This window comes from Pigmentibacter sp. JX0631 (assembly GCF_029873255.1).
GTDB lineage: Bacteria > Bdellovibrionota_B > Oligoflexia > Silvanigrellales > Silvanigrellaceae > Silvanigrella.
Map to the genome: position 1 here is coordinate 3,070,853 of NZ_CP123622.1, position 23,930 is coordinate 3,094,782.

Annotated in this window: 18 protein-coding genes; 7 read left to right on the forward strand and 11 right to left on the reverse strand. The window is 30.4% G+C overall.

Annotated features, from left to right (window positions below; all coding sequences use genetic code 11):
• Positions 1 to 53 precede the first annotated feature (53 nt).
• From QEJ31_RS13325 to QEJ31_RS13345, 5 genes are all read right to left on the reverse strand, one after another.
• Positions 54 to 455 carry a hypothetical protein gene (locus tag QEJ31_RS13325; RefSeq protein ID WP_280590831.1) on the reverse strand — a complete coding sequence of 134 codons (402 nt, stop codon included), beginning with the start codon at positions 453 to 455 and terminating at the stop codon, positions 54 to 56.
• Positions 456 to 1,135: 680 nt separating this feature from the next.
• On the reverse strand, positions 1,136 to 1,852 hold the full coding sequence (locus QEJ31_RS13330) for a C4-type zinc ribbon domain-containing protein (RefSeq protein ID WP_280590833.1): 717 nt from the start codon (positions 1,850 to 1,852) through the stop codon (positions 1,136 to 1,138).
• An 81-nt stretch (positions 1,853 to 1,933) separates the two neighbouring features.
• Positions 1,934 to 3,553 (reverse strand): phosphoglycerate dehydrogenase, encoded by a 1,620-nt coding sequence (gene serA, locus QEJ31_RS13335; RefSeq protein ID WP_280590834.1) that lies wholly within the window; start codon positions 3,551 to 3,553, stop codon positions 1,934 to 1,936.
• A gap of 22 nt (positions 3,554 to 3,575) precedes the next feature.
• Complete coding sequence (locus tag QEJ31_RS13340) at positions 3,576 to 5,399, reverse strand: ABC transporter transmembrane domain-containing protein (protein WP_280590836.1); 1,824 nt, start codon at positions 5,397 to 5,399, stop codon at positions 3,576 to 3,578.
• Positions 5,386 to 7,458 (reverse strand): ABC transporter ATP-binding protein, encoded by a 2,073-nt coding sequence (locus tag QEJ31_RS13345; protein WP_280590837.1) that lies wholly within the window; start codon positions 7,456 to 7,458, stop codon positions 5,386 to 5,388. The genes QEJ31_RS13340 and QEJ31_RS13345 overlap by 14 nt, the downstream gene beginning before the upstream one ends.
• A 33-nt stretch (positions 7,459 to 7,491) precedes the next feature.
• Here QEJ31_RS13345 and QEJ31_RS13350 point away from each other — a divergent pair, with 33 nt between their 5' ends.
• From QEJ31_RS13350 to QEJ31_RS13375, 6 genes are all read left to right on the forward strand, one after another.
• Entirely contained in the window at positions 7,492 to 8,577 is a 1,086-nt protein-coding gene (locus QEJ31_RS13350) for a hypothetical protein (protein WP_280590838.1), read from the forward strand.
• 19 nt (positions 8,578 to 8,596) lie between these two features.
• On the forward strand, positions 8,597 to 9,430 hold the full coding sequence (locus QEJ31_RS13355) for an HDOD domain-containing protein (RefSeq protein WP_280590840.1): 834 nt from the start codon (positions 8,597 to 8,599) through the stop codon (positions 9,428 to 9,430).
• Positions 9,431 to 9,497: 67 nt separating this feature from the next.
• The gene (locus QEJ31_RS13360) at positions 9,498 to 10,379 is read left to right on the forward strand and encodes a hypothetical protein (RefSeq protein WP_280590841.1); all 882 of its coding nucleotides are present in this window, start codon (positions 9,498 to 9,500) and stop codon (positions 10,377 to 10,379) included.
• Positions 10,369 to 10,881 carry a DUF3575 domain-containing protein gene (locus QEJ31_RS13365; RefSeq protein WP_280590843.1) on the forward strand — a complete coding sequence of 171 codons (513 nt, stop codon included), beginning with the start codon at positions 10,369 to 10,371 and terminating at the stop codon, positions 10,879 to 10,881. Before QEJ31_RS13360 ends, QEJ31_RS13365 begins: the two co-directional genes overlap by 11 nt.
• A 47-nt stretch (positions 10,882 to 10,928) precedes the next feature.
• The gene (locus QEJ31_RS13370; RefSeq protein ID WP_280590847.1) at positions 10,929 to 11,690 is read left to right on the forward strand and encodes a transporter substrate-binding domain-containing protein; all 762 of its coding nucleotides are present in this window, start codon (positions 10,929 to 10,931) and stop codon (positions 11,688 to 11,690) included.
• A gap of 109 nt (positions 11,691 to 11,799) precedes the next feature.
• The gene (locus tag QEJ31_RS13375) at positions 11,800 to 12,546 is read left to right on the forward strand and encodes an ABC transporter substrate-binding protein (protein WP_280590848.1); all 747 of its coding nucleotides are present in this window, start codon (positions 11,800 to 11,802) and stop codon (positions 12,544 to 12,546) included.
• A gap of 54 nt (positions 12,547 to 12,600) precedes the next feature.
• On the opposite strand, the gene QEJ31_RS13380 is transcribed toward QEJ31_RS13375, so the two are convergent.
• Together QEJ31_RS13380 and alaS are read right to left on the reverse strand one after the other, a co-directional pair.
• Positions 12,601 to 14,217 (reverse strand): APC family permease, encoded by a 1,617-nt coding sequence (locus QEJ31_RS13380; protein ID WP_280590849.1) that lies wholly within the window; start codon positions 14,215 to 14,217, stop codon positions 12,601 to 12,603.
• A 455-nt stretch (positions 14,218 to 14,672) separates the two neighbouring features.
• Complete coding sequence (gene alaS, locus QEJ31_RS13385) at positions 14,673 to 17,420, reverse strand: alanine--tRNA ligase (RefSeq protein ID WP_280590850.1); 2,748 nt, start codon at positions 17,418 to 17,420, stop codon at positions 14,673 to 14,675.
• Positions 17,421 to 17,562: 142 nt separating this feature from the next.
• Here alaS and QEJ31_RS13390 point away from each other — a divergent pair, with 142 nt between their 5' ends.
• Positions 17,563 to 19,224 (forward strand): lipid II flippase MurJ, encoded by a 1,662-nt coding sequence (locus QEJ31_RS13390; RefSeq protein WP_280590853.1) that lies wholly within the window; start codon positions 17,563 to 17,565, stop codon positions 19,222 to 19,224.
• On the opposite strand, the gene betB is transcribed toward QEJ31_RS13390, so the two are convergent.
• The 4 genes from betB to QEJ31_RS13410 all read right to left on the reverse strand — a co-directional run bounded on the left by betB (position 19,221) and on the right by QEJ31_RS13410 (position 23,795).
• Complete coding sequence (betB, locus tag QEJ31_RS13395) at positions 19,221 to 20,624, reverse strand: betaine-aldehyde dehydrogenase (protein ID WP_280590855.1); 1,404 nt, start codon at positions 20,622 to 20,624, stop codon at positions 19,221 to 19,223. The two genes, QEJ31_RS13390 and betB, sit on opposite strands and share 4 nt — an antisense overlap.
• Before the next feature lie 86 nt (positions 20,625 to 20,710).
• Complete coding sequence (locus QEJ31_RS13400; protein WP_280590857.1) at positions 20,711 to 21,769, reverse strand: PLP-dependent cysteine synthase family protein; 1,059 nt, start codon at positions 21,767 to 21,769, stop codon at positions 20,711 to 20,713.
• A 69-nt stretch (positions 21,770 to 21,838) separates the two neighbouring features.
• A complete protein-coding gene (locus QEJ31_RS13405) occupies positions 21,839 to 22,864 on the reverse strand; it encodes a glycosyl hydrolase family 18 protein (RefSeq protein ID WP_280590859.1) in 1,026 nt (341 codons plus the stop codon).
• Between the two features lies 1 nt (position 22,865).
• Positions 22,866 to 23,795 carry a response regulator gene (locus tag QEJ31_RS13410; protein ID WP_280590861.1) on the reverse strand — a complete coding sequence of 310 codons (930 nt, stop codon included), beginning with the start codon at positions 23,793 to 23,795 and terminating at the stop codon, positions 22,866 to 22,868.
• Positions 23,796 to 23,930 lie beyond the last annotated feature (135 nt).

Genomic DNA, 23,930 nt, shown 5'->3' on the forward strand with positions numbered 1-23,930 from the left:
CAATAAAAAACGCACTAGTAAAAAGCTAGTGCGGCATTAAAAAATTAAAATAATTATTTTTTAAACAATCTAACAGATTCTTTCACTCCACCATTTTCATCAACTTTTAACAAACGGATAAATCCACTTTTTGTAATATCATGTACTATTCTATATTCAGTATTTTCTAAACTATAAACTAGAGTCGATCTTGGAGCTGGTATTGCTAGTGATGTTAATACTCCTCTTGTTGGGAAAAAAAACATTCTAGTACAAAAAGAAACATCACCTAGATCATTAAATCCACAAAGATTTCCATCAGCGGTTAATTCAATTTCATCACTTGAAACTACATTTACAGAATAAGTTCCTTTTCCAGGAGTGTAGTCACTGCTCCACTTTGAATTTTGTGGTAAATTGTGTGCGAAAACAGAAGTTGAAGCTAACATTAAAGAAGCAAGAAGTATTTTTTTCATACTATTCCCTTTATTATATTGTTTATTTATTATTGAACTTCTTTTTGTTAACTTATAATATTTAACTTGTCAATATGTGAATTTATAATTTACTTTATTTTTGAATTAGTAATAATTAATCATTCTTGTATTCAATATTTGCTTAAATATAAATATAGTACTACTTTTAAGTTTATTTATTAATTTTTGTTTATAATAAGAAATTTATTTAGTGAAATTTTATTTTGTGTTTGTAATCTTAAAGATTTATTTAAATGAAAATTTTTTGAGGAAATTACTACTTAATTATTGGGATATATAATTTGAATATTTTTTATTTTTTATAAAAATATTCAATATTACAATCTAGCTGTTTTTAATTATTTTTTAGTCATAATGAATTACTTCTTGTATAGTTTATTCTTTAATTTTTTATTCATGAGATAGTAAAATAGTATTGATTGTAATCAAAGGAATAGAAAGTATTTTGAAATTCATATTCGTGTTGATGATAAGATGCTTGTATTTTTAATTTTAAAATATAGGTAATATTTATCTTAAAAAATTTTTCAAATATATATTAAAAAGACTTAATTAAAATAAATTTAAAAATTACTCATATTACTATTAAAGTAATTAAAAAAGAGAGTTTTAACTACTCTCTTTTTATTTTCACTAGTATTTTTTTATTGAAAAGAAACTTAAACTTGTGAACTAGGAAGGAGAACGTGCGAACAGTTAGGACAAAATTCAACCGATTTACCTCTGGCAATATTGTTTAAAATTTGCGGAGATAAACCTATATGGCAATTGCCACATGCTCTTTCAATTACTCGACAAATAGGACCATTAGGATTACGGGTAATTTTGGCAACACGTATATAGTGTTGAGCAATTCTATCGTCTAAACGAGATAAATACGTGTCGCGCACTTTATTAATTTCAGTCAAGCGACCTGCAGATTTTGTTTCAGCTTCTTGTGCTTTTCTGCGTTCACCTTCTGATGCACTTGTTGATGCAGAAAGTTCAGCTTCAGCTTTTTGAAACAAAGATTTCGACATTTCTATTCTGTTTTCTGTTTCATCAGCTTTTTTCTGAGTATCACGAATTTCTCTTTCAACATGATCGAGTTCACGTTTTAAGCTTCTGTGATCATCATCATTTTTTGCTGCAAAGAGCCTAGCAGAACGTTCAGCTTTTCGTTCCTCAAGATCATCAAGCTTTTTGTACAAACGACGAAGCTCAGCTTCATTGAAAGACATATCAGTTCTGGTTTTTGAAATAATTTCTTCACTGATTTTTGATTTTTTCGCAAGCTCAGAAAGTTCTTTTTGAGCAACGCGTTGATCTTGGGTTACAAGCCCAGAATCAATGTCAAGTCTATATAATTGTTCAATAATTTCATAACTTGGATTCAAAGGTTTCTCCTTTTGAGACAAAATATGGCAACTTCTCTTTTTATCACAGTAATATATGATTTTCAATAACTTATAAGCTTCCTAGAGCCCACTGACCAAACGTGCTGAAATTAAATTTGGCAGTTTTCGCAAACCATTGATAGTAGCAGATTGTAATTCGCCATCTACACGAATCAAACTCATTGCCATACCACCTCTGCGATTTCGGGATAACTCAAATTGTGCAATATTGACATTGTTTTTTGCTAAGTAGGAACCAACATCCCCAATCACACCCGGTCTATCATGATTTTGCATGATGATAAGATCACCATCGGGTTCAATTTCAAATAAAAAGTCATTGATTGAACACAGTCTTGCAATTTTTCCATCATATAAAACAGAGCCTACAGAAATTTTCTCATTTGCTCCACTCCCAAAAACTTCTATGAGCAATTCATTTTTTAGTGAATTATTTTTCAAAGCTAGCTCAATTTTGATGCCTCTTTTTGCCAGTAAACGTTCAGCATTGACATAGGAAACAAACTCATCAGACGCATGAGCTAAAAAGCCTTTTAATGTAGAAAGTTTTAGAATTTGTAGATCTTCTTGTTTTAAAGCTCCAGTAACGGTTAAGCGCAATGTAGCAGGATGAAAATCAAAAATTTGGGCAGCAACATGTGCTGATTTTTCAGCTAAAACAGAGATTGCACGAAGATCGCCTGAGCCAAGTAAGGAAACATGTGGTAAATTTACAGGGTAATCAACAATTTCTCCACGCAAAGCTTTTAAAACTTGCACAGCTATGGTTTCACCAATGCGGAATTGAGCTTCTAAGGTGCTAGCTCCGATATGGGGCGTTACAATTATATTTGGATGTTTGATGAGATCGGCCATTGGTTTTGGTTCATTATCAAAGGTGTCTATTCCTGCACCAGCAATATAGCCCTCATTTAAGGCATTTAATAAACCTTTTTCAGTAATTATGCCTCCACGTGCAGCATTTAGAACAAAAGCGCCCTTGTGCATTTTCTTTAATTCAACCTCAGTGATCATGCCTTTGGTTTCTTTATTTAAGGGAACATGAACTGAAAGAATGTCACATTCAGCAAGAAGTTCTTCTAAAGTATTTTTACGTTCTGCCCCATTGCGGCGAAATACCTCATCTGAAATATAAGGGTCATAAGCAATAACGCGCATATCAAAACCTAAAGCAAACTTAGCAACTCTATGTCCAACATTGCCTAAGCCGACAATACCAATAGTTTTTCCGCCTAATTCAGTTCCTGTAAAATGGTGACGATTCCAACCACCTTGACTAGTACTAATATGGGCTGTTGGAATTTTGCGAATAAGTGCAAGTAGTAAACCAAATGTGAGTTCTGCTGCCGAATTGGTATTTTTTCCTGGGGTATTAACAACTAAAATTCCTAGGTCTGTTGCTAAATCACAGTTTATGTTACCATAACCGACAGCAGCGCGAGCCACTATTCTTAATTCTTTTCCGGCAGATAACAATGTTTCGTCAACATCTGTTTCTGAACGACTGATTAATACGTTTGTATCTACAATTTCTTTTAGAATGACATCCCTAGGGGCATCTGGGAGGTACACAATTTGTAATGGAGAAGAGACGGAAAGTTCAGGTGGCTGATTTTTTAGAAGATCTAAAGCAACCTCATGTAATTTTCCAGTTATTAAAATTTTAACTGCCTTTTCCATTTTAGCGTTCCTATTGAAATATTTAAGTTAAGTGCGTCTCAAGTTCATTACCTAATTTGGTAAGAATTTGTTCAGGCCTACCATAATCTAGGAGTCTGCCGTTGCCAAGCAGAACAACGTAATCCGCTGATTTCAAGGTATCTAAGCGATGTGCAATCACTATAGTTGTTTTATTTGCAAAGGCTTTTTTAATTGCTGTTTGAATTAACTTTTCTGTTTCTAAATCAACACTAGCTGTGGCTTCATCCATTAAAATAATTTTTGCTTTACTCAATATAGCTCTTGCCATACAGATTAATTGTCTTTGCCCCACAGAAAAATTTGTGCCTTTTTCCGCAACGGTATAATTTAATTTTCCAGGTAAATTAGAAATATAATCTGCGAGCTGGACATCTTTTAAGGCTTCCCAAATTTCATTTTCAGTAAATTTTTGTGTTCTATCAAGATTATATCTTAAACTTCCTGAAAATAAATGGGGTTCTTGCGGAACAATAGCAAATATTTCTCTCGATTTTTCTAATGGTAATTGTAAAATATCAATATTATCTACTAATATTTCACCACTATGGAAAAATACCATTCGATAAAAAGCTTGAAATAATGTGCTTTTTCCTGCGCCCGTTTTGCCAATAATCCCAATTTTTTTTCCTGCTGGAAAGGATACAGTTAAATTATTTAAAATAATTGGTAAATCATCTCTATAGCTTGATTTTAAATTTAATATATTCACTTCACCATGTTCTGGCCATTGCGGGGGGATAGGAATAAATTCTAAATCTGCATTTTTATGTTCTGAAGGTAAACTTTTATATTCAATGATTCTTTCTACGCTAACCATTTTGGCTTCTATCATAGATAAACTCCTAGTTAACCATTGCATGATGGAGTCTAAACCAATTGTTAAACTCATTAAAAAACCCGCTTGTCCAATTCCAATTTTTCCTTGTGTAACAAAATAAATAGCTATTAACGTTATAGTAAAAGAAAAAAACTCGGATGTTACTTTTAGTCTTATATTTAACCAACGTAAAATTCTGCTTTGTAGTAAAGATGCTTTTGCAAAATCTTGGGCTATTGCTTTTAAACGATTGATAAATTCTTCTGTTTTTCCATAGGCACGTATCGTTTGGAAACCAACAACTGATTCAGTAAATAAACTCCAAATTGGTGTTTCAAGAACCTTTGCAAGCCTTTGGATTTCTCTTGAAGCTGATTTAAATATTTTTTGAATCCGAAAATAAAATAAAGCACAAGGTAAAATTGAAAAAATAGCAAAAGGTGTTTGATATAAGACAATTATAGTAATAATTATCAACTCAACAAAAGTTCCTAAGATATCTGCAAATATATTTGGAATCTCGTCTTTAGCTTGAATATAATCGCCACTAAAACGGCGTATTAGTCGGCCAGATGGATGTTCATCCATAAATGTAACACGAACATTGGAAAAACTTTCTACCATTTGATCATGCAGAACTCTTGCTCCATTTGATAAAAAACCAATTAAAACAAGCCAATCTAAAGCTTTAATTATTATAACTATTCCGCAAAATGAAAAGAAAAATGTTGTTATTTGTTCTGCATTTGCATGTTGTAACCAATTTTTTAATTCATTAAAAAATTTAATTTCATGGTTGCATTGATTATTCGAACATTTATCAACCCAGAGAGAGACAATATAGCGAAATAAACTTTCACCTATACTGGCTGAAATAATTAAAATAAATATAACTGGTGTAAAATATTTAACCCCCTGCATTGCCATAAAGTAACGTTTAAAAAAAGCAAATCCAATACTGCCTTGTTGAACACTTTCTTTTGCAATAAATTTTTTAGTTTCTTCCATAATTTTCTATGCCTGCTAAGAATTGTGTTAATCTTGATTTTTTGTTTTTTATAAGATCTTTATATATACCTTGTTCACAAATTTCACCGTTTTCTAAAAAAATAATTAAATCAGAATATTTTAAAAATTCTAGGCGATGCGTAGCCCATAATATAGTCTTCTCTTTTCCCCATTCGCCTAAAAAAATATTTGTTACTAGTTCTTTTTCTGTTTTAACATCAACTGCACTAAGAGGATCGTCAAGAATAATTAAGCTAGAATTTTTAAATGCACTGCGGGATAAACTAATGCGTTGTTTTTGTCCACCTGATAAATTTACACCTTTTTCTCCAATTTCAGTTTCTAATCCTTGGCTAAAATTTGTTAAGTCACTTTTAAAACTAGCGGCGTATAAAGAATTTATGATGTCTTTTTCACTCGAATATAATTCATTTTCTGTTTTGTATTTTAAAGGAATATTTTCTCTAATTGTACTGTTCATAATAAAAGCTTCTTGAGGCACATAACTTTGAATAGCTCTTAATATATTAATTCCTGTAGAAGTGTGAACGAAACAATTTAGTTCAGTAATTTTGTTATTCTCATTTACAAGTAATTTAAAACGGACAGTACCTTCTGTTGGAACTAAATCACCCATTAATAATTGAAGTAAAATAGATTTTCCTGCAGCAACAGGTCCAATGATTGCAATAGTTTTATTAGCAGGTATTTCTAAATTTATATTATTTAAAACATAAGGTTCTGATTCAGAAAATTTTAAAGATACATTTTCTAAAGAAAATGATATAGAAAAAGACATTTTTTCTTTTTTTTCAATAATTTTGTTAATTAAGTTTTTTTCTTCAAGGGAAAATTTTTCTTCTAAATTTTTAGGAAATTCTTCATATTGAATTCGGGCAAGATACATTTTTTTTAGTCTTTTTGAGGCTACAAGAGCTTGCGACCAAGCATTTACAAACCAAGGTAATGGGGTAATTTGATGGCCTAAAATGCCAGAAAACCAAATTGCAGCAAAAATTGTTGAAGCATTTTTTTGTCCATCCAAGTATACAACTCCTGCAAATATAGCACTACTCACAACCATCCACCAATTATGCGTAATAGCAAAAGCGGTGCAATATTTTGCAGCAATTTTTAAATCTTGTTTATATTCAGATAAAGTTGCTTCGTTAATTTCTTGTTTAAAATGCTTTCCCCAACCAAAGTAACGAATCAGGCGCATGCCTTGAATCCATTCTGTAACAAGTTGCAATCTCTTGTCACCTCGCCGCATCATTTCATGGTGCAATCTGTTTCCTAACCAAGTAAAAAAGATTGAAATTGGGATTTGTAAACTTATTATAATAAAACCTAACCAAGCAATTTTTCCAATGGTTGAGATCATAATTATCATCACTAAAATGCAAGACACTAATAGAACGGGAAAGTCGACCATTGCGTGGGAAAGATAATCTCCTAAAAATCTTGTATCATTTTGTGCCATATTGGTGATATCGCCTGATTGAAACCTATTTCTGTCTTTTTTACTGATGGAAAGCAATTGTGTGTAAATATAAAACATCAGTTTATATGGGATTCTCCAAGCTAGGAGCATTTCCTTTTCAATTTTTTGGGCATGCAAGCTGGTTGCTAAAATATTAAGCAAAAATATAATAACAGCCAAAGACATACTAAAAAATAACTTTTCGTTTGTGGTTGGATTCTGATACAATAAATCTATTAAACGAAAATGTTCCGATGTTTGCTCTAAACTTCTTAAAACTTGGACAGCTGTTAAAGCTGCAAGTAAAGAAGCTGTTACGTCTGTGATATGAATTAAAAACATTTTTGTGAATTGGTTTTTTTCAAATACTATTAATGATTTAAATGGAGATTTTCTTAACAATGGGAGTGCTTGCAGAAATGAAGGATATGGGTCTTTTTTTTGCAAAGTTTCATTAATAAATGGAATTGAGTTTAAATCTTTTTTAGTTGCAGATCGTTTATTTAACTTTAGCATAATACTTGTTACGTCGGAAAAAGATAACTTTTCCCATAATGTAGTTTTATTTTGAGACAAGGTGGTACCTCAAATTTTAGTTAGGAGTTATAAGTGAATTTTTGCTTTAATTTGGATGAAATATCAAGTTTCATTACCAAAGCTGAACTCGGTTTTCTTACTCCAAATGAACATACTTATTTGCAAAAAATGATTGCTGCACAATCAGTAATAAATCAATTTTCAAAAAATTTCAACGAACAGGCTCTGCAATATAATAAATTAGTATCTAAATATTATAAGTGGATTTGTTATTCTTTTGAAAAGAAAAATATTAGTAAAAAAGATTTAACTGAATTACTTCTCTTAAAAAATTCTCTGGAAAAAATAAATTCGTACGAAAAAAATAAAACAAACAATACTGATAAGCCATTATCTTTTTTTTGTAAATTAAATGAATTGGCTAAAATATGGAATTTTAATTTAGAGAAAAATGAAAAATCAATAATTAATTTTCTTAAAATTTTTATGAAAGAAATGTACTATATTCCAGAGTATTTAATTGAAAGTGTTATGCAACTTGTAGTTGAAAGTTGGCGTCCAGTTTTCTTTCCTATAGGGTCAATCTTTACAAAAAAATTTTCTTTAAAAGAAATAGAGGAATACTTTTTTGGAGAAAATTCAAAACCAGACTATCAAACTCATATCATTGATAGAATTGATAGGTTTTTTTCGTTAGTAGGGGTAGGGCATACAAACCATCTATTTCTTTCAAAAAAGAATGATTTTGAATTGTATGAAGCTTCTTTAATTGTCCATGAATTACAGCATATAGTAGATGCAAAACAGCAAAAAATATTACCTGAAGGAATGCATTTAGTTGATCATTTATTTTTAGCAGAAAAAAATGCTTTAAATGCTGAAAGAATATTTTTAAATGGAAATGGAGTGTCCAAAAAAGGGAAATATAATTGGCTTGAAGCTAATTTATTTTATCCTCTTCTTTTATTGAAATGCGAGTTACATTCGTATTTAAATAATGAAATTGATATCATAAATTTTAAATCAATATGTCTATCACATGGAATGGATCCTGTTACATTATCAACTTTATTTGATTGGGGAGCACCTTTTCAAATGGGTATTTATTGTGCCGCTGTGTTAGAGTTAGAACAAAACTGGAAAAAATATATTCAATGAATATTCTAATGAGGGAAATATGGAAAATAATTCTACTAAAGATATTAAGTTACCTTCCATTCCCGATGCCGTTCGGGAATGTCTAGCCCAAATGTATAGTACGGAAGCTGATATCGGCAAATTAGCTAACCATGCTCAAAAAGATGCTGGTATTACATCAAGTATATTAAAGCTTGCAAATTCTTCTGTTTATTCAATGGGGCAATCAACAAGTGATCTAAAAGTAGGAATGACTCGAATTGGTCTTAGTTCGTTAATGCAAATTCTTATTAAATATTCTATTGAAAAGTTATTTGAGTTTGAAGCAATAGATTTTTTTAATGTAAAATCATTTACTAAACATTCTTCTTGGGTATCACAGGTTGCATTTGAAATTGCAAAATTCTTAAAAATCGATGCTTTATCTGATTTATTAGTTGCAGGTTTGCTCCATGATGTTGGTTTACTAGTTAGAGCTATTTCTGACAAAACCTTAATGAAACAAGTGACAGAAAAATGCATAAAAGAGAAAATTGATTTTAATATTGCTGAAAAATTATTAAAACTAGAAGCGCATGAACAGCTAGCTGAAGTTCTGCTGCAAAAATGGCAATTACCTCAAAGTGTAATTACCTTAATAAAGTATCATCATACAGATGAAAAGTTTCGACCTAAGACATTGTCGTCAGAGCAAAATAAATTAATTAATATAATGTGTATAGCAGATATAATTGCCCATCGTTTTGGTAACGCCTTTCAAAACTATCATCGAGATACAAGGGTAAATCAAATTGAACTAGAAAAATTAGGTTTAACTAGTCAAGATATTGGTAATATTGTGAAACATGTAACTCAACAATTACAGTTTTTTTAAAATTATGAAAAAATTTTTAATATTTTTAATTCTTTTTTTTACTCCAAGTATAATTGCAGGTTTTTTATTGTTTAAGTTTTTTCCACAAGATTCCAAGCAATTACTTGATCTTGGGAAAATTAAGTTGGCTGAAAAGGCTCCTTTTGTAAAAAATTATATTGCTCTACCTGCCAAAAAAATAGAAAAAAAACCTGAAAAAAACGATAAACCTGAGAAGAAGGAAATTGTTTTAGTCAATAATTTACAACATTTTACAAATGCGGAAGTGTTTTCTCCCATATGTGGTGAAGAAATTAAAGAAAAATTTAATGAATTTTTCACACAGTGTAATAGTTGCCCAAAATATATTAGTAATAACAATAATAACAATAATAACAATAATAACAATAATTTTATTTATTTTTATGAAACAAGAGGAAAAATATTAAACAAAAATGATGAAGAAGCTTTTGTGATTATGAAAGGATGTAATGAAAATAAAAATTTAGCAACAATTGTTTTATTAAGAAACGGTTATGGAGGTTGGCAAAGAGTTAAACACTATTCTGATATTCAAATTGATAAAGAACCACTTGAATTTTTTGATAGTCATGGCATGCTTATTTTTGTCACGAAAAAAACGATTGTAAATGAAAAAGAACTTAAACAGGAAATATATTCATTTAAAATACAATCCGATAAAATTGAACAAAAGGATTTATTTGCAATTGGGATGGAAAGAACTATGGAATGCCATAATACCTTACAAGGTAGTATTGAAGATCCTATTAAAATTAATGGAAAAACCTTTCAAACAAATCTTGAACTTATAGGTTGTAAAAAAAATGTTTTAAATGGTCCACATAAAGTTACCTTTTCTTTATCTGAAGATAATATCTTTTTTCCTAATAAAGAAACAAATTCTTTAATGACTAAAATAGAAAAATATGGAGAAAATGATGTTCCGTAAATTTTTTTTAGTATTGTTTTTTTGGTTAACAATTATTTTTCAATTAAATTCATTTGCATATGAAGAAAAAGAATCATCTTCAGTTCCTCCTAATGTTGGTTTATCTTTAAATATCTTAGGCCCCTTATTTGGATTATATTCGGCAGGAGTTTCCACTTATGTTTCACCATATGTGCAAATTGGATTATATGGCACTTATTTTGATACCCGTAATATTGATCCTCAAGTCACAGGTTGGCAAAGTCAAATTCGTCTTAATTTATATTTTACTGCTCCTAATGTAAGTGGAATATATTTAGGAATTTTTGGTGGATATGAATCTGTTACTATTAAGAAAAATGATAATAAATCTGATTCATATAATGATTTAATTGGAGGTTTTGTTCCGGGATATAAATGGGCTATGACAAAAAAATTAAATTTATTACTCGGAATAATAATTGGTTACATGTATGGAGACATTCAAGTGAGTCCAGAAATTTCATTTGTTTATTCGTTATAAAAAATATTACTAATTTACTTACTTTTTAATTACTAGGGAATAAAGGAATGAAAAAAATTTTCACAATATTTTATTTATTTTTTTCTTTCACAAGTGAGGCATTGACGCTTAAATTATTCTATCCCGATAAAGATTCTCCCCCCAATCAAATGGGAAACGATGATAAAGTAGCAAAACCTCCAGGTTTGTCCCTTGATATTATTTCTAAAGCGGCAAGTGATCTCAAAATAAATATTGAATATTTTCGAGTACCTACAAATAGGGTTTTTATTTCTTTAAAAAAAGAAGAAGCAGATGGCATTTTTGTTTTTTCTTATTTACCTGAAAGAACTGAATTTGGAGTCTTTCCTTTTAGTAATGGTAAAGCTGATAGTACAAGACGAGTGTTTTCTTTGAAGTATCATTTTTACAGGTATAAAAACTCAACGGTATCTTGGGATGGGAGTAAGCTCTTAAATTATCATTCTAATATAGGAGCATCTAGAGGGAGCTCAGTCTTAGAAACTTTAAAAAAATTAAATATTCCTTTTGAGGAAAGTAAAGGTTCTGAAGTTTTATTTAAAAAAGTGAGTACCGGTAGGCTAGATGCATTGGTGGAACACGATTTAACAATTGATATATTTAACTCAAAACTACCAGATCATCATAAAATTATTAAATTAAATCCAGCTGTCCTTGAAAAAGATTATTTCTTAGTTTTTGGAAAAAGTTTTTATGAAAAAAACAAGGATCTATGTGAAAAATTTTGGAATCAAATTGGAAAAGTAAGGGAAAACACTATAAAACAAAATATTCATAAATATAAATAATATGTGCTTGGATTTGACATACACTTTTTGGAAGAATTAAAGATTGTTATACTTCATAAAATATGATATAAAATAAAAACAAATTTAAAAATTTATTTTTGGTAGATATATGAAAAAAATAATTCTAATTTTTCTGCTTATCTTTGTAAATTCTGCTTTTGCAGAAGAGGTCGATATTGTTATATTAACACATGAATTTTCAAATCAAACAGTGGCTTTAAATGAAAATAAAATAACAGGAATAGCTGGAGATATTCTTACCAATGCTTTAAGTCAAAGTAATATCTCTTACAAAATTATTTATCTTCCTTGGAAAAGAGCTCAATTAGATACTTTATTAAACTCAAATAAAAAAACTTTTATCTTACCTCTAACTAGAAATGAAGAAAGAGAAAACAATTATATTTGGGTTTCAAAACTGTATGAATTAGAATCCATTTTTTTAACTTTGAAAAGTGAAAAAAATATCGATAACTTTAATGATGCCAAAAATAAAATAATAGGAGTACTTTTTGGGTCTTCCATGGAACAAACTTTAAAAGATACTAAGAATGGATTGTATCTAGAAAATATAGAAACATCTTTTAATCAAACAGCTATTTTAAAAAAACTTCTCGATAAAAGAATTGATACTTGGTATGATGTAAAGATTGATATTGTTGCTGAACTTAAGAATCAAAATCAGGATATTTCAAGTTTTAATTTTGGAAAAAAAATAGATATAGAAGAAAATTTTCTTGCTACTTCAAAAAATGTTCCAAAAGAATTAATTCAAAAAATTGAAAATTCCTTTGAAAAATTTAAAAAAACTCCCGAATATATTAAAATATTAAAGAATTATTTAGGGAAAATTTAAGATAAATTAAGTTTTATTAAACAAATATTTAATAAAACTTAATTGAAATAAAAATTAATTTCCGCCTTTTTTAGCAAGCAATGCTTCGGTATTTTTTTCAGATTCTGCGGCAGGCAAACAATATTTAGTTGATAGATAAAAGATAAATAAACTAAATACACCTAATACTAAAAAGTCCCAACCTAAAGGAATAACTTTTTGTCCACCATCAAAGGAGCCAAAATAAGATAGTACACAGAAAATGAGCATATAAGGAATAAGCCATACTGCTGATTTGTAGTCTAATTTATTAGCAATATGCTCTTTATCAATCGAGTTTTTTCCTAGGTGATTTGAAATAACAAATACAACTAAACCGGCAATAACGGTTACTGCTAATTTCCAGACTACATTCCAACCTGACCAGTAGATCATTAAGTTACAAACATAAAAGGCAATAAATGATAGTAATGGATAAAAAGGAAGGCTAAATGGACGTGGTCTGTTTGGTTGTTGTTTTCTTAATGCAATTAAACAGATAGGTCCAACTGCAAAGGAAAAAATAAGAGCTGAAGAAAGAAAGGAAACAATTGCTTTCCAGCCACTAAATGGAAGAAACGCTAGCATTGAAACCACTAAATTTAGAAAAATGGCGCGCATAGGAATGCCGGATTTGGCAATTTTTGCGAAAATTTTCGGAGCATTTCCAGATTGGCTCATGGTTTGGACAATACGGGCACTTGATGCAACATAAAGTACCCCTGTTCCTAATGGAGAAACTATAGCATCAATATAAAGAACAGTAACAAGCCAAAAAATTCCAATTTTTGCAGCTAGTCCAGCGAGTGGACCTGCATCACCAGCAAAAGAAAGATTTTTAAAACCATTTGCTAATGCGCTGTCAGGCATTGCTGTTATAAAAGAATATTGGAGTCCACAGTAGAGGACGATACAGATAGAAATAGATAAAATTAGAGCTAAGGGAATATCACGTTGTGGACGTTTTGATTCGCCCGCAAGAAGAGCTGCATGTTGAAATCCGCAAAATGAATATACAACACCAGCTAGTGCTACGGCAGAAAATATTCCGTTAATTCCATAAGGAGCAAATTCGTGTGGAGAAGTTGATGTTAAACCTAAATTATCCACATTATGTGATGTCATTAGGAACATAATAACAACAAGGAAGGGAACAAGAAGTTTCCAAGTACTTATGAAGTTATTTGCATTGGCCAAAAACTTTGCACCAAAGCTATTTAACAATATCAGTACAAGCATGGTTAAAAAACAGATAATATAACCAGTAGATGTAAAAACATTAATCCCATCTACTTTTTGAATTAAGGAAGGATAGCGATTTCCCATATAGAGAATGGTAGATTGAACCTCTTGAGAAATAGAAACTACATAAGTAATCCAAGTGATCCAGGTAAGAATAAAACCCACAAGTTTACCGTGAGTAAAAATTGGAAAAGCAGCAACTCCCCCAGAGATAGGAAACATTGTACTCAACTCAGCAAATGTGAGGGCAAGAAACATGATACTTACACCACCGATGAGCCAAGATATCAATGAGGCCGGTCCTGCCATTTGCGCCGCATACAAGGAACCGAAGAGCCAGCCAGATCCTACAATTCCGCCAAGGCTGGCACAAATAATGCCAAATAAACCAATACTTCGTTTAAGTTTCATGGTGTATCACCTTTCGAAGTTAAAAAAATTTTATGAATATGGAATCTTTCAGGCGCTATAAAGCTTCCCATTGAGAAATCCGAACATTTATTTACACAACTCATTTAGTTCTTTATTTCTGGTTAGTCAAATTAATTGATTCCCTTCAAGCATAATCTGTAAATGCGAAAAGTGCATTTATTGGGTTTTCTTTTTGAAATTATTTGACAAAAAAATTTTGTTGCAGTGAAAAAAAAATAAAGAGTTGAATTCTATAAAAAACTCAACTTGCTATAATTTTAAAAAAATATAGGAATATTTATTGGCATTAAGGAATATTTTCTAAAACCCTAATCATTAGAGACAAAAAAATTACCTTTTATAAAATCAGTCTGAAAATAAAAAAGGTAACTGAGAAAAGAAATAAAATTGATGACAGTTGTCATAGATGAAATATAAAAAATTTTATTTTCCATCTAGATAAAATTTATAACTATTTCCTCAGCTTTGGATAGGGCATCAGGTAATTTATCTAGATGAGTTCCACCTCCACGCGCAAAATCTGGGCGACCTCCGCCTTTACCATCTACAAGTTCAGAAAGTTGTTTGACAATTTGACCTGCTGAAAGCTTCTTATGCTCTTTTAGTAATTGAGAATTAACACCAACCATAAAGTGAATTCTTGAGTCTGCTTTTGTTGCAAGAATTGCTATTATGTTTGGCTTTTCTTTTAAACGATCACAAAGTAATTCAAGTTCTTTAAGATCAATTTCAGCAAAGGATTTGACGACAAGTTTTGCTTTGCCTTGAATATCACTTGCACTCTCTAAAATTTCAGAAATTTCGGCATTTACTAATCTGCTCTGTAAAACTTGAATTTGTTTTTCCAAATCTTTTTGCTGATCTTTTAACGAAACAATTTTTTGAGAAATATCATGCTCTGAGCATTTTAATAAATCTGTTACTGTATGAATTGCTTCTTTGGTTTTATTTAGATACTCATAAGAGTTATGCCCCGTAAGAGCTTCTATTCTTCTGACACCGCTCGTAACGCTTCCCTCTGAGATAATTTTAAACATTCCAATTTGCCCAGTAGCAGTCACATGTGTTCCGCCACATAATTCTAAAGAAAAATTTGGAACGTTAAGCATTCGCACAAATTCATCATATTTTTCATCAAACATTGCCATCGCACCCATTTCTTTTGCTTTGGCTAAAGGAACAGATTCATAAGTTTCCACAACAATATTTTTTAAAATTTGTTCATTAACTAATTTTTCTACTTGCAATATTTCTGAGTTACTCATAGCTTTGTTGTGCGAAAAATCAAAGCGAAGAATAGAGGAATTTACTAAAGATCCAGCTTGTCGAACGTTTTCACCAAGCACGATTTGCAATGCTTTATGTAACAGGTGTGTAGCTGTATGGTTACGCATAGTACTTTGTCTTAAAGAAAAATCTATCAAAGCTGTAACCTTAGATTGTTCGCCAAATAACTGTATCAACTCTGAATTAGTTAAAGATTTAGCATTTTCTGAGCTAAATTCTTCATGCTTTAAAAGATGGACAATTGCATTTACAGTTTTCCTAACATCAACGACTTCAAATTCATTTTTTCCATAAGAGTTATTTGTTATAAACCAGCCAGAATCAGAAACTTGTCCGCCTCCTTCAGGATAAAAAGGAGTGTTTGAAATAATAAGTTCAAACATTTTATTTTTAAGCTGCCGGATTTTTTTGATTTGCGGGAAAGGGATAGTTATTTCAATAATTTCTTGTTTATTTTTAACTGCGCCTTGATAAACAATATGATAGCCCGCAAATGATTTGTCTAGGAGTGGATTACTTGGATGGAACTCTATCCAAGGTGAATCATCTTGATCAAATTTGTAAAACTTTGCATCGGAGCGACTTCTTTCTTTTTGCTCCAACATATGTTTGTTAAATCCTTCAATATCAGCAGTAAAACCTTGTTCTTCGCAAAGAATTTGAGTTAAATCATATGGAAATCCAAAGCTGTCATGTAAAATGAATACATGCTCACCAGAAAGTACTTTTTTATTTTTTAATTTAGTTTCTTCAATAAATCCTTGAAACTTTGTTAAACCACTTTCAAGAGTAGTATTAAAACGTAATTCTTCAGTTTGAATTGCTTGTTCTATTTGTATTTTATTCTTTTTAATTTCAGGATAAAATTCTGACATTTCTTCAACAACAACAGAAACAATTTGTTCTAAAAATGATTTATTTTTTGGCCAATTCGGAGCTAGTTTACTAACATGTCTAACCGCTCTTCTGAGAACTCGTCTTAATACATATCCTCTTCCTTCATTAGAAAAATGTGCACCATCGCCTAAAGTAAATGTTAGAAGGCGAATATGATCTGCAATCACATTACAACTTATTTCTTGCTGTTTAGTTAGCTTTTCTAAACCAGTAATACCTGCAGTTAAAGATATTTTTTGTTTTATATTCTTAAATATGTCGATATCAAAATTAGAAGTTTTACCTTGAATTAAAGCAGTAAGGCGTTCAAGTCCACAGCCTGTATCAACGCTTTTCATTGGTAAATCTTTTAAAGTACCATCTTCCTGTCTATTATATTGCATAAAAACAAGATTCCAATATTCAAGGTAACGATCACAATCACAACCAGGACCTTTGCATTGCAAACCTTTTGCATAGCAGTCACCTACTTGTTCTCCTTGATCTAAATACAATTCGGAACATGGTCCACAAGGTCCAGTAGGCCCCATTGCCCAAAAATTATCTTTATCGCCTAAGCGAACAATTCTGTTTTCTGGGACACCAATTGATTTCCAAATGTCAAAAGCTTCTTGATCGCTATGATGCACAGTAGCCCAAAAACGGCTCATATCTAATTTTAGTTCATCCTTAGAAAATTCATACGCCCACTGGATAGCTTCTTTTTTATAGTAGTCTCCAAAGCTCCATGATCCTAACATTTCAAACATTGTACAATGGCGTCCATCCTTACCGACATCATCAAGATCGCCAATACGAATACATTTTTGTGCATTTGTTGCTCTTTTGTAAGGTCGAACTTCTTCTCCAGTTAAACAAGATTTAAATTGTGTCATTCCTGCTATTGTAAAAAGGATTGTTTGATCTCCTATGGGAATAGTGGAGGCACTTGGGACATAAGTATGTTTTTTTGTTTCAAAAAATTGAATGAATTTTCTGCGAATGTCATTAGTTTTCATATTTTCTCCAAATGCCTACCACGTTCTAATAAATTTGAATACAGATAAGGTAATATCAAAGCGTACGGAAATCCGAGCTATGATGACATATAGAATGCCATTGCGATGATGGCAACAAACAAGTTTAAGGAAAAAAGACTAAATGCAAAATGGAATTCATGAAGAAAGCAATTTGCAGAAAGATACAAAGCAATTAGGAAGAGCAAGTTTTGGTGCAATGTTAGGTGTTTTGCTTTCGAGAGCTTCTGGGGTGTTAAGAACAGCGGTTGTAAATGCAACTTTTGGATTATCACATTCACTTGATGCATTTAATACGGCTTTTAGGTTTCCGAACAGTTTAAGAGATTTATTAGCAGATGGAGCTCTATCAGCTGCTTTTGTTAAAGTTTTAGTTGATGAAAGAGCTAAAGGAAAAGAAGCTGAAAAAGAACTTATTCAAGTTATCATAGGTTTCTTTTTATTTTTAACCCTTCTCATAGCATTTTTAACCATGCTATTTTCAACACCATTCATGCGGCTAATTGGAGGAGAGCAATTTAAAAATTCAGGAAATTTAGAACTGGCTTCTCAGTTATTTAAAATTTTAGGATTTTATTTACCTCTCACCATGTTAAATGCTGTTGCAATGGGAGTTTTATCTGTTCTTGGGCAAACATTTCGTGCAATGAATAGTTCTGCTTTTCTCAATGTTGGGATCATTGGTTGCGCTTTTTGCTCTCCTTTTTTAAGCCATTTCTCAATCAATCCAATCTATGCAATTGCAGTAGGCGCCATGTTGGGTGCATTTTTTCAAATGATTTATCAATATATTCCGCTTTATCATTTAGGTTTATTAAAATTTCCCAGTTTTAATTTCTTCCATTGGTTTAGATATAAACCTTTACATACTGTACTAATTTTAATGGTTCCTAGAGGCATTGCACAAGGAGCACTTGTTATTGCTTTAATGATCAATACTTATTATGCAATTAGTATAGGTTCTGGAGTGTTAAGTTATATTATAACCGCCATTACAATTATCCAAGTACCAATAGGATTATTTGGAGTAGCGACAGGTTTTGCTGCGCACCCTATTTTAACTAAAGCAGTTAATGAAGGATTAAATAAAAAATTTTCCAGTTTACTTACTGAAAGTTTAGAAACAGTATTATGGCTTTCTAGTATTACAACTCTAAGTTTTTCTATACTCATTGTTCCATTTTACTCAGTCTTATTTGAACATGGAAAAGTAACAAATTATGATACAATTCAAAATTCTTTAGCAGTTTGCTCTTATTCAATTGGAATTACTTTTGCTGCAGGTTCAAAGGTACTTCTCAATGCATATTATGCTATCAATTCTACCAAACAAATTATATATAATGCTTTTATTTATTTACTATTAAATGCTACTTTAAGTTCAATTCTAGCACCAAAGTATGGAATTATTGGCTTAGGTATTTCATACAGTACCTCTACAGCCTTTGACTTTTTTCTAAATTATTATTTCTTAAAAAGAAATTTTCAAAAAAAATACTTCGGCGATAATCCCTACATTGCAGGCGGAAAATTCTTTAATTTCAAAATTATTATATTCGCTATACTTTCTTACTTTTTTGGAGTTCTTGGAATTTATTTGACGAATAAATTTTGGGCAAAATTAGAAACCTTAATTTTCTTGAAGAAGGGGTTTTTGCTAAATTTAAGTTCTCTTAGTATAGGTGGACTCTTTATTCTGATATTAAGTTATTTTTTAATCATAACAATGGGTCCACACAATTTAAAAAATTTAATAACCAAATTCAAAAAAAGACTGATTGGTTAATTGTCTATATCAACATAAACAGTTTTTAATTGAGTATAACTTTCAATAGCAGCTATACCGTTTTCTTTTCCAAACCCAGAAGCTTTAAATCCGCCAAAAGGAATTTCAACTGGGCATAAATTATAACTATTAATCCAACACATTCCGGCTTGAATTTGGTTTATAACTCTGTGTGCTCGATTTAAATCATTTGTTAATATCCCACATGCTAGTCCATAAGGTGTATTATTCGCTCTTTCAATAACTTCATTTTCATTTTGAAAGGAAAGAATTGACATCACAGGACCAAATATTTCATCTTTAACAATCGTCATATCATCATGGCAATCTGTAAAAATAGTAGGTAACAAAAAGTTTCCGTTTGCAAATTGGCTTTCACTTGGACTCCATTCTAGAGTTTTGCCTCCATAAATTAATCTCGCTCCTTCTGATTTTCCTTTTTCAATATAGCCCATTACTTTATTGAAATGTTCTTTTGAAATAAGGGCACCTAATTTAGTATTTTGATCAAAAGGATCACCAACTTTGAGTTTGGAGACTTTATTTAGCAAATAATCAGTGAATTTATCTTTAATTTTTTGGTGAACAAAAACTCTAGTTCCATTGGAACAAATTTCACCTTGATTATAAAAGTTTGCGTTTATTGCAATTTGTGCAGCTTTATCCATATCAAAATCATCATAAATAATAAGTGGAGACTTACCACCTAATTCAAGGCTGACTTGTTTTAAATTACTTGCAGCATTTTGCATAACTCTTTTTCCAGTTGAGTAAGAACCAGTCAAAGATATTTTTTGAATATCATGATGTAAACTTAAATATTCTCCAACTTCTCTTCCACCTTGCACAACTTGGAATACACCCTCGGGTATACCAGCTTCTAAAAATATTTCATAAAGTTTATTTGCACTCAGAGGGGTGAGTTCTGATGGTTTAAAAATCATAACATTTCCACTAGCGAGAGCTGGTGCTGCTTTCCAACAAGCAATTTGAAATGGATAATTCCAAGCACCAATTCCTGCGCAGATACCAATTGGCTCTTTTTTAGTATAAGCGAAAGATTTTCCGAGTTGAACATGCTCACCATGAATACTGGGAGCTAAGCCCGCAAAATATTCTAAAGACTCAGCTGCACTAGGGAAATCCACTTCAATTGCTTCAGTTATAGGTTTGCCTGTATCAAGGACTTCGATTTGCGCAAGTTCATGTGAGCGAGATCTGATAATACTTGCAGCTTTATTCAAAATTTTTGCCCGTTGCAGTCCTGTGAATGTTGACCAGGTTTTAAAACCTATTTTTGCTTTTTGAATAGCACTTTCTATTTCATAATTTTGAGTGATTTCTATTTCACAAATTTTCTTACCAGTGGAGGGAGAGTAGTTAGAAAAAGTCTTTTGCATTTTACTTCCTTTCATGTTAAGTGGAAGTTCTAAGTAACATATTTTAAAAGTATTGAAAAGTAAGAAATTTTAATTAAATATTTTGGTTACTTTAGTTTTTTAAAAAAATTACTTATATCATTATAATAATCTTTTATAAAAAAATTATTTTTTTCAAGCCAATTGAAATTATAATAAGTATTTGCGTATCTCTCACCTGAATCACAAAGCAAAGTTACAATAGAACCTTCTTCTTTTTTCTTTTGCATTTGCTTGATGATTTCAATGACTCCACAAAAATTTGTACCCGTTGAAGGGCCTCTTTTATAATCTAAAAAATCAGCCAAATAATGCATTGCAGCAATTGAAGCAGAATCTGGTATTTTTAGCATTTGATCAACAATTTCTTTGATGAATGATTTTTCAACTCGTGGCCTGCCAATGCCTTCAATTTTTGATGAAAAATTTGCCTCAAAATCTTCAGTAATTTTTTTATTGTAGTAATCGTAAAATACAGATTGTTCAGGATCAACAACACATACTTGTGTATCAAGAGATTTATAACGAATGTATCTTCCTATTGTTGCACTAGTGCCGCCAGTGCCTGCACCTATTACGATCCATTTTGGAATGGGAAAACGTTCTTTATTCATTTGCAAAAAAATGGCTTCTGCAATATTATTGTTACCACGCCAATCAGTTGCTTTTTCTGCATATAAAAATTGATTCATAAAATAAGAATTTTTATTTTTACCTAATTTTAATGCTTCATTAGAAACTTCTGTTGGATTTTTCACCAAGTGGCAGTAACCGCCGTAAAATTCTATTTTTGCAATTTTTTCTTTAGAAGTATTTTCTGGCATTACTGCAATAAATTTTAATCCGAGCATTTTAGCAAAATAGGCTTCAGAAACAGCAGTTGATCCAGATGAAGATTCTATAACAGTTGATTTTTCATTTAAGAAACCATTACAGAGGGCATATAAAAATAGTGATCTTGCTAAACGGTGTTTCAAGCTTCCTGTAGGGTGAGCGGATTCATCTTTAAAATAAAGATCAATATTTTTTAATTGAGGAACAGAAACCTTAAATAAATGTGTATCAGAAGATCTGTTAAAATCAGCTTCTATTTTTTTCATTGCTTCCTTCAGCCAAGATTTATTCATAGTGATACCTTTCTTGTCTAAATCTAAAAAAAATTTAACTGAAAAATAAATTTTTACAAGAAAAATTCTTTAAAAATTAATATTTAATGAATTAAAAATATTTGTAAACTCATAATTTTTTTGATTTTTTAATCCGGAACATATTTTTAAGTTGAGATTTTTACGACATCTTTTGTCTCTTTCAAGCGACCACATTCTTATTTCAGATAATTTCAACTTTTTGCTTTCTATAAGCAAATTTTTTGCATCATGAAGTGTAAAAATTTCGTTTTTTAAATCATTTCTTCCAATCATAGGAGTTACAGAAATTGTATTAAATAAAAATTCATTTTTTACTTTTTTATGTATTTTTTTTAAAAATAGAAAAGAATTTATAAGAGCCGATTGTGTATATTTAAACATATTTCCACTTAGATCTTCTGCATAATTCATGGTTAATAAATTTACTGTAAATTTAATATTCTTGTTTACTAATTCAGATAGCAATTCTTTTGTAACAGAATTAAGGCCAGAAGGCATAACAGGTATTGTTATCGAAATTTTCAAATTTTGGTAGATATTTTGTAAATCTTTAATAGCATTCATAATTTTTTTTAAGGCAACTTTATTGTCAAGAATTTTTCCTTCGAGGTCAAAATCTAATCCTACTGGCTGATATATTTTTATGATTTTTTCATAATTTTTAAGCAATTCAGCCGAATTTTTGCAATAAATTGCTAAATTATTTCCATCTTGCCCACCAAGGGATATGAAGTAAGAAACATCAGTTGATTTAATTTCATTTAAAAGTTTGATAATTTCAATTTTATCAATTTTATTGTTTTTTAAACCATCCCATGCAGGAAGACATTTATCAGCATCTTGAATAAAAGAAAGAGTAATATATTTTAGATTATTTTTCTTTATTACTTCTTTTAAAGACAAATCCCCTTTTTTTTCAAGATATTCGGTAAATTCACTATAAGGGTTAAAAATAGTCTTTGACATAGTTTGTGATAAAGCAATATCAAATAAGAAAAAGTAATTAAAAGCTAAAGTAAAAATTATTCTTAAAGCTAATCCTCCTTTGTTGTTAGTCAATAATTTTAATTTCACTTTAGTAGTTACCAACTAGAATTTTTGCCATCGTATTTATTGTTGCAGAAATTTTATTATCTTTGCTTGTTTTTGTATAGTAAAAAACATTTTTAAAGGCAGTATTAAATGAGTTTCTTATCAAAAACATAGAAGAATAAATTTGATTTCCTTCATTTGTACTAAATAAAACATCTGGGTCATCAAAAAAAAGAATATAGCTATTTAAATCAAAAGTTAGCATTCTTTTCATGTCAAAAATGACAGAAGATAATTCTTCTAAATAAGGCAATCGTGAAATTAGTGAGGGTTTTATTTGCAAAAAAACAATTTTTCCTTCCGCAAAAACTTCAACAGGAATTTCTATGTTCTTAAAAAAATGTTTGCCATCTAATAACGAAAGAATTAAAATGTTCTCTCCTTTTTTATAGTAATCTAAAATTTCTCTTTTTATTTCCATATCTTTTTCAGATGTGTTAAATCCAATGAAAACTTGACATTTCCCGTCATTGCTATTGATTCTATTATTTAAAATATTAAGTAAATTTTTCACATCATTTGAAACTTGAAGAATATCAATTGGCTTTGGCATGTACTTAGTTGCGCCAAGTTCATTTGCTCTTCTTCTGGTACTTTCTTCTTTGTCACCACTGACACAAATTATAGGAATTGAGGATAAAATTGGATGCGCGCGAAAAAAACTTAGAATTTCAAATCCATCTATATTGGGCATATTGAGATCAAGTAAAATTAAATTTGGTTCTTCTTTTTCAGCAATGACCATTGCATTTGTGCCAGAAAGTTCACTGATAACTTTAAAATGTTTTGAAAGTGCTTTGGAAATAATTTTTTGCGAAACTTCATCATCATCTATGTACAAAATTTTTTTCTTCTCAATATTTTCTTCAGGTTTTTTTTCAATTGTAAAATCAGGTTGCTGGCTATCTGTCATCAGTAAATCCTTTAATTACTGTATATTTTACTAAATTTTTAATATTTAATATCCGTGTCAAATTTATTTTACTAAGAATTATGTGCCTATTCCTATTATTTTCTATAACTCGATAAGAGTATGCGGGAATGTTTA

Bases quoted from the DNA above. Each gene is read 5' to 3' on its own strand.
- QEJ31_RS13325 (WP_280590831.1), bottom strand. From the start codon at position 455: ATGAAAAAAATACTTCTTGCTTCTTTAATGTTAGCTTCAACTTCTGTT.
- serA (WP_280590834.1), bottom strand. From the start codon at position 3,553: ATGGAAAAGGCAGTTAAAATTTTAATAACTGGAAAATTACATGAGGTT.
- QEJ31_RS13340 (WP_280590836.1), bottom strand. From the start codon at position 5,399: ATGGAAGAAACTAAAAAATTTATTGCAAAAGAAAGTGTTCAACAAGGC.
- QEJ31_RS13355 (WP_280590840.1), top strand. From the start codon at position 8,597: ATGGAAAATAATTCTACTAAAGATATTAAGTTACCTTCCATTCCCGAT.
- QEJ31_RS13365 (WP_280590843.1), top strand. From the start codon at position 10,369: ATGTTCCGTAAATTTTTTTTAGTATTGTTTTTTTGGTTAACAATTATT.
- QEJ31_RS13370 (WP_280590847.1), top strand. From the start codon at position 10,929: ATGAAAAAAATTTTCACAATATTTTATTTATTTTTTTCTTTCACAAGT.
- QEJ31_RS13375 (WP_280590848.1), top strand. From the start codon at position 11,800: ATGAAAAAAATAATTCTAATTTTTCTGCTTATCTTTGTAAATTCTGCT.
- QEJ31_RS13380 (WP_280590849.1), bottom strand. From the start codon at position 14,217: ATGAAACTTAAACGAAGTATTGGTTTATTTGGCATTATTTGTGCCAGC.
- alaS (WP_280590850.1), bottom strand. From the start codon at position 17,420: ATGAAAACTAATGACATTCGCAGAAAATTCATTCAATTTTTTGAAACA.
- QEJ31_RS13390 (WP_280590853.1), top strand. From the start codon at position 17,563: ATGCAAAATGGAATTCATGAAGAAAGCAATTTGCAGAAAGATACAAAG.
- betB (WP_280590855.1), bottom strand. From the start codon at position 20,624: ATGCAAAAGACTTTTTCTAACTACTCTCCCTCCACTGGTAAGAAAATT.
- QEJ31_RS13400 (WP_280590857.1), bottom strand. From the start codon at position 21,769: ATGAATAAATCTTGGCTGAAGGAAGCAATGAAAAAAATAGAAGCTGAT.
- QEJ31_RS13410 (WP_280590861.1), bottom strand. From the start codon at position 23,795: ATGACAGATAGCCAGCAACCTGATTTTACAATTGAAAAAAAACCTGAA.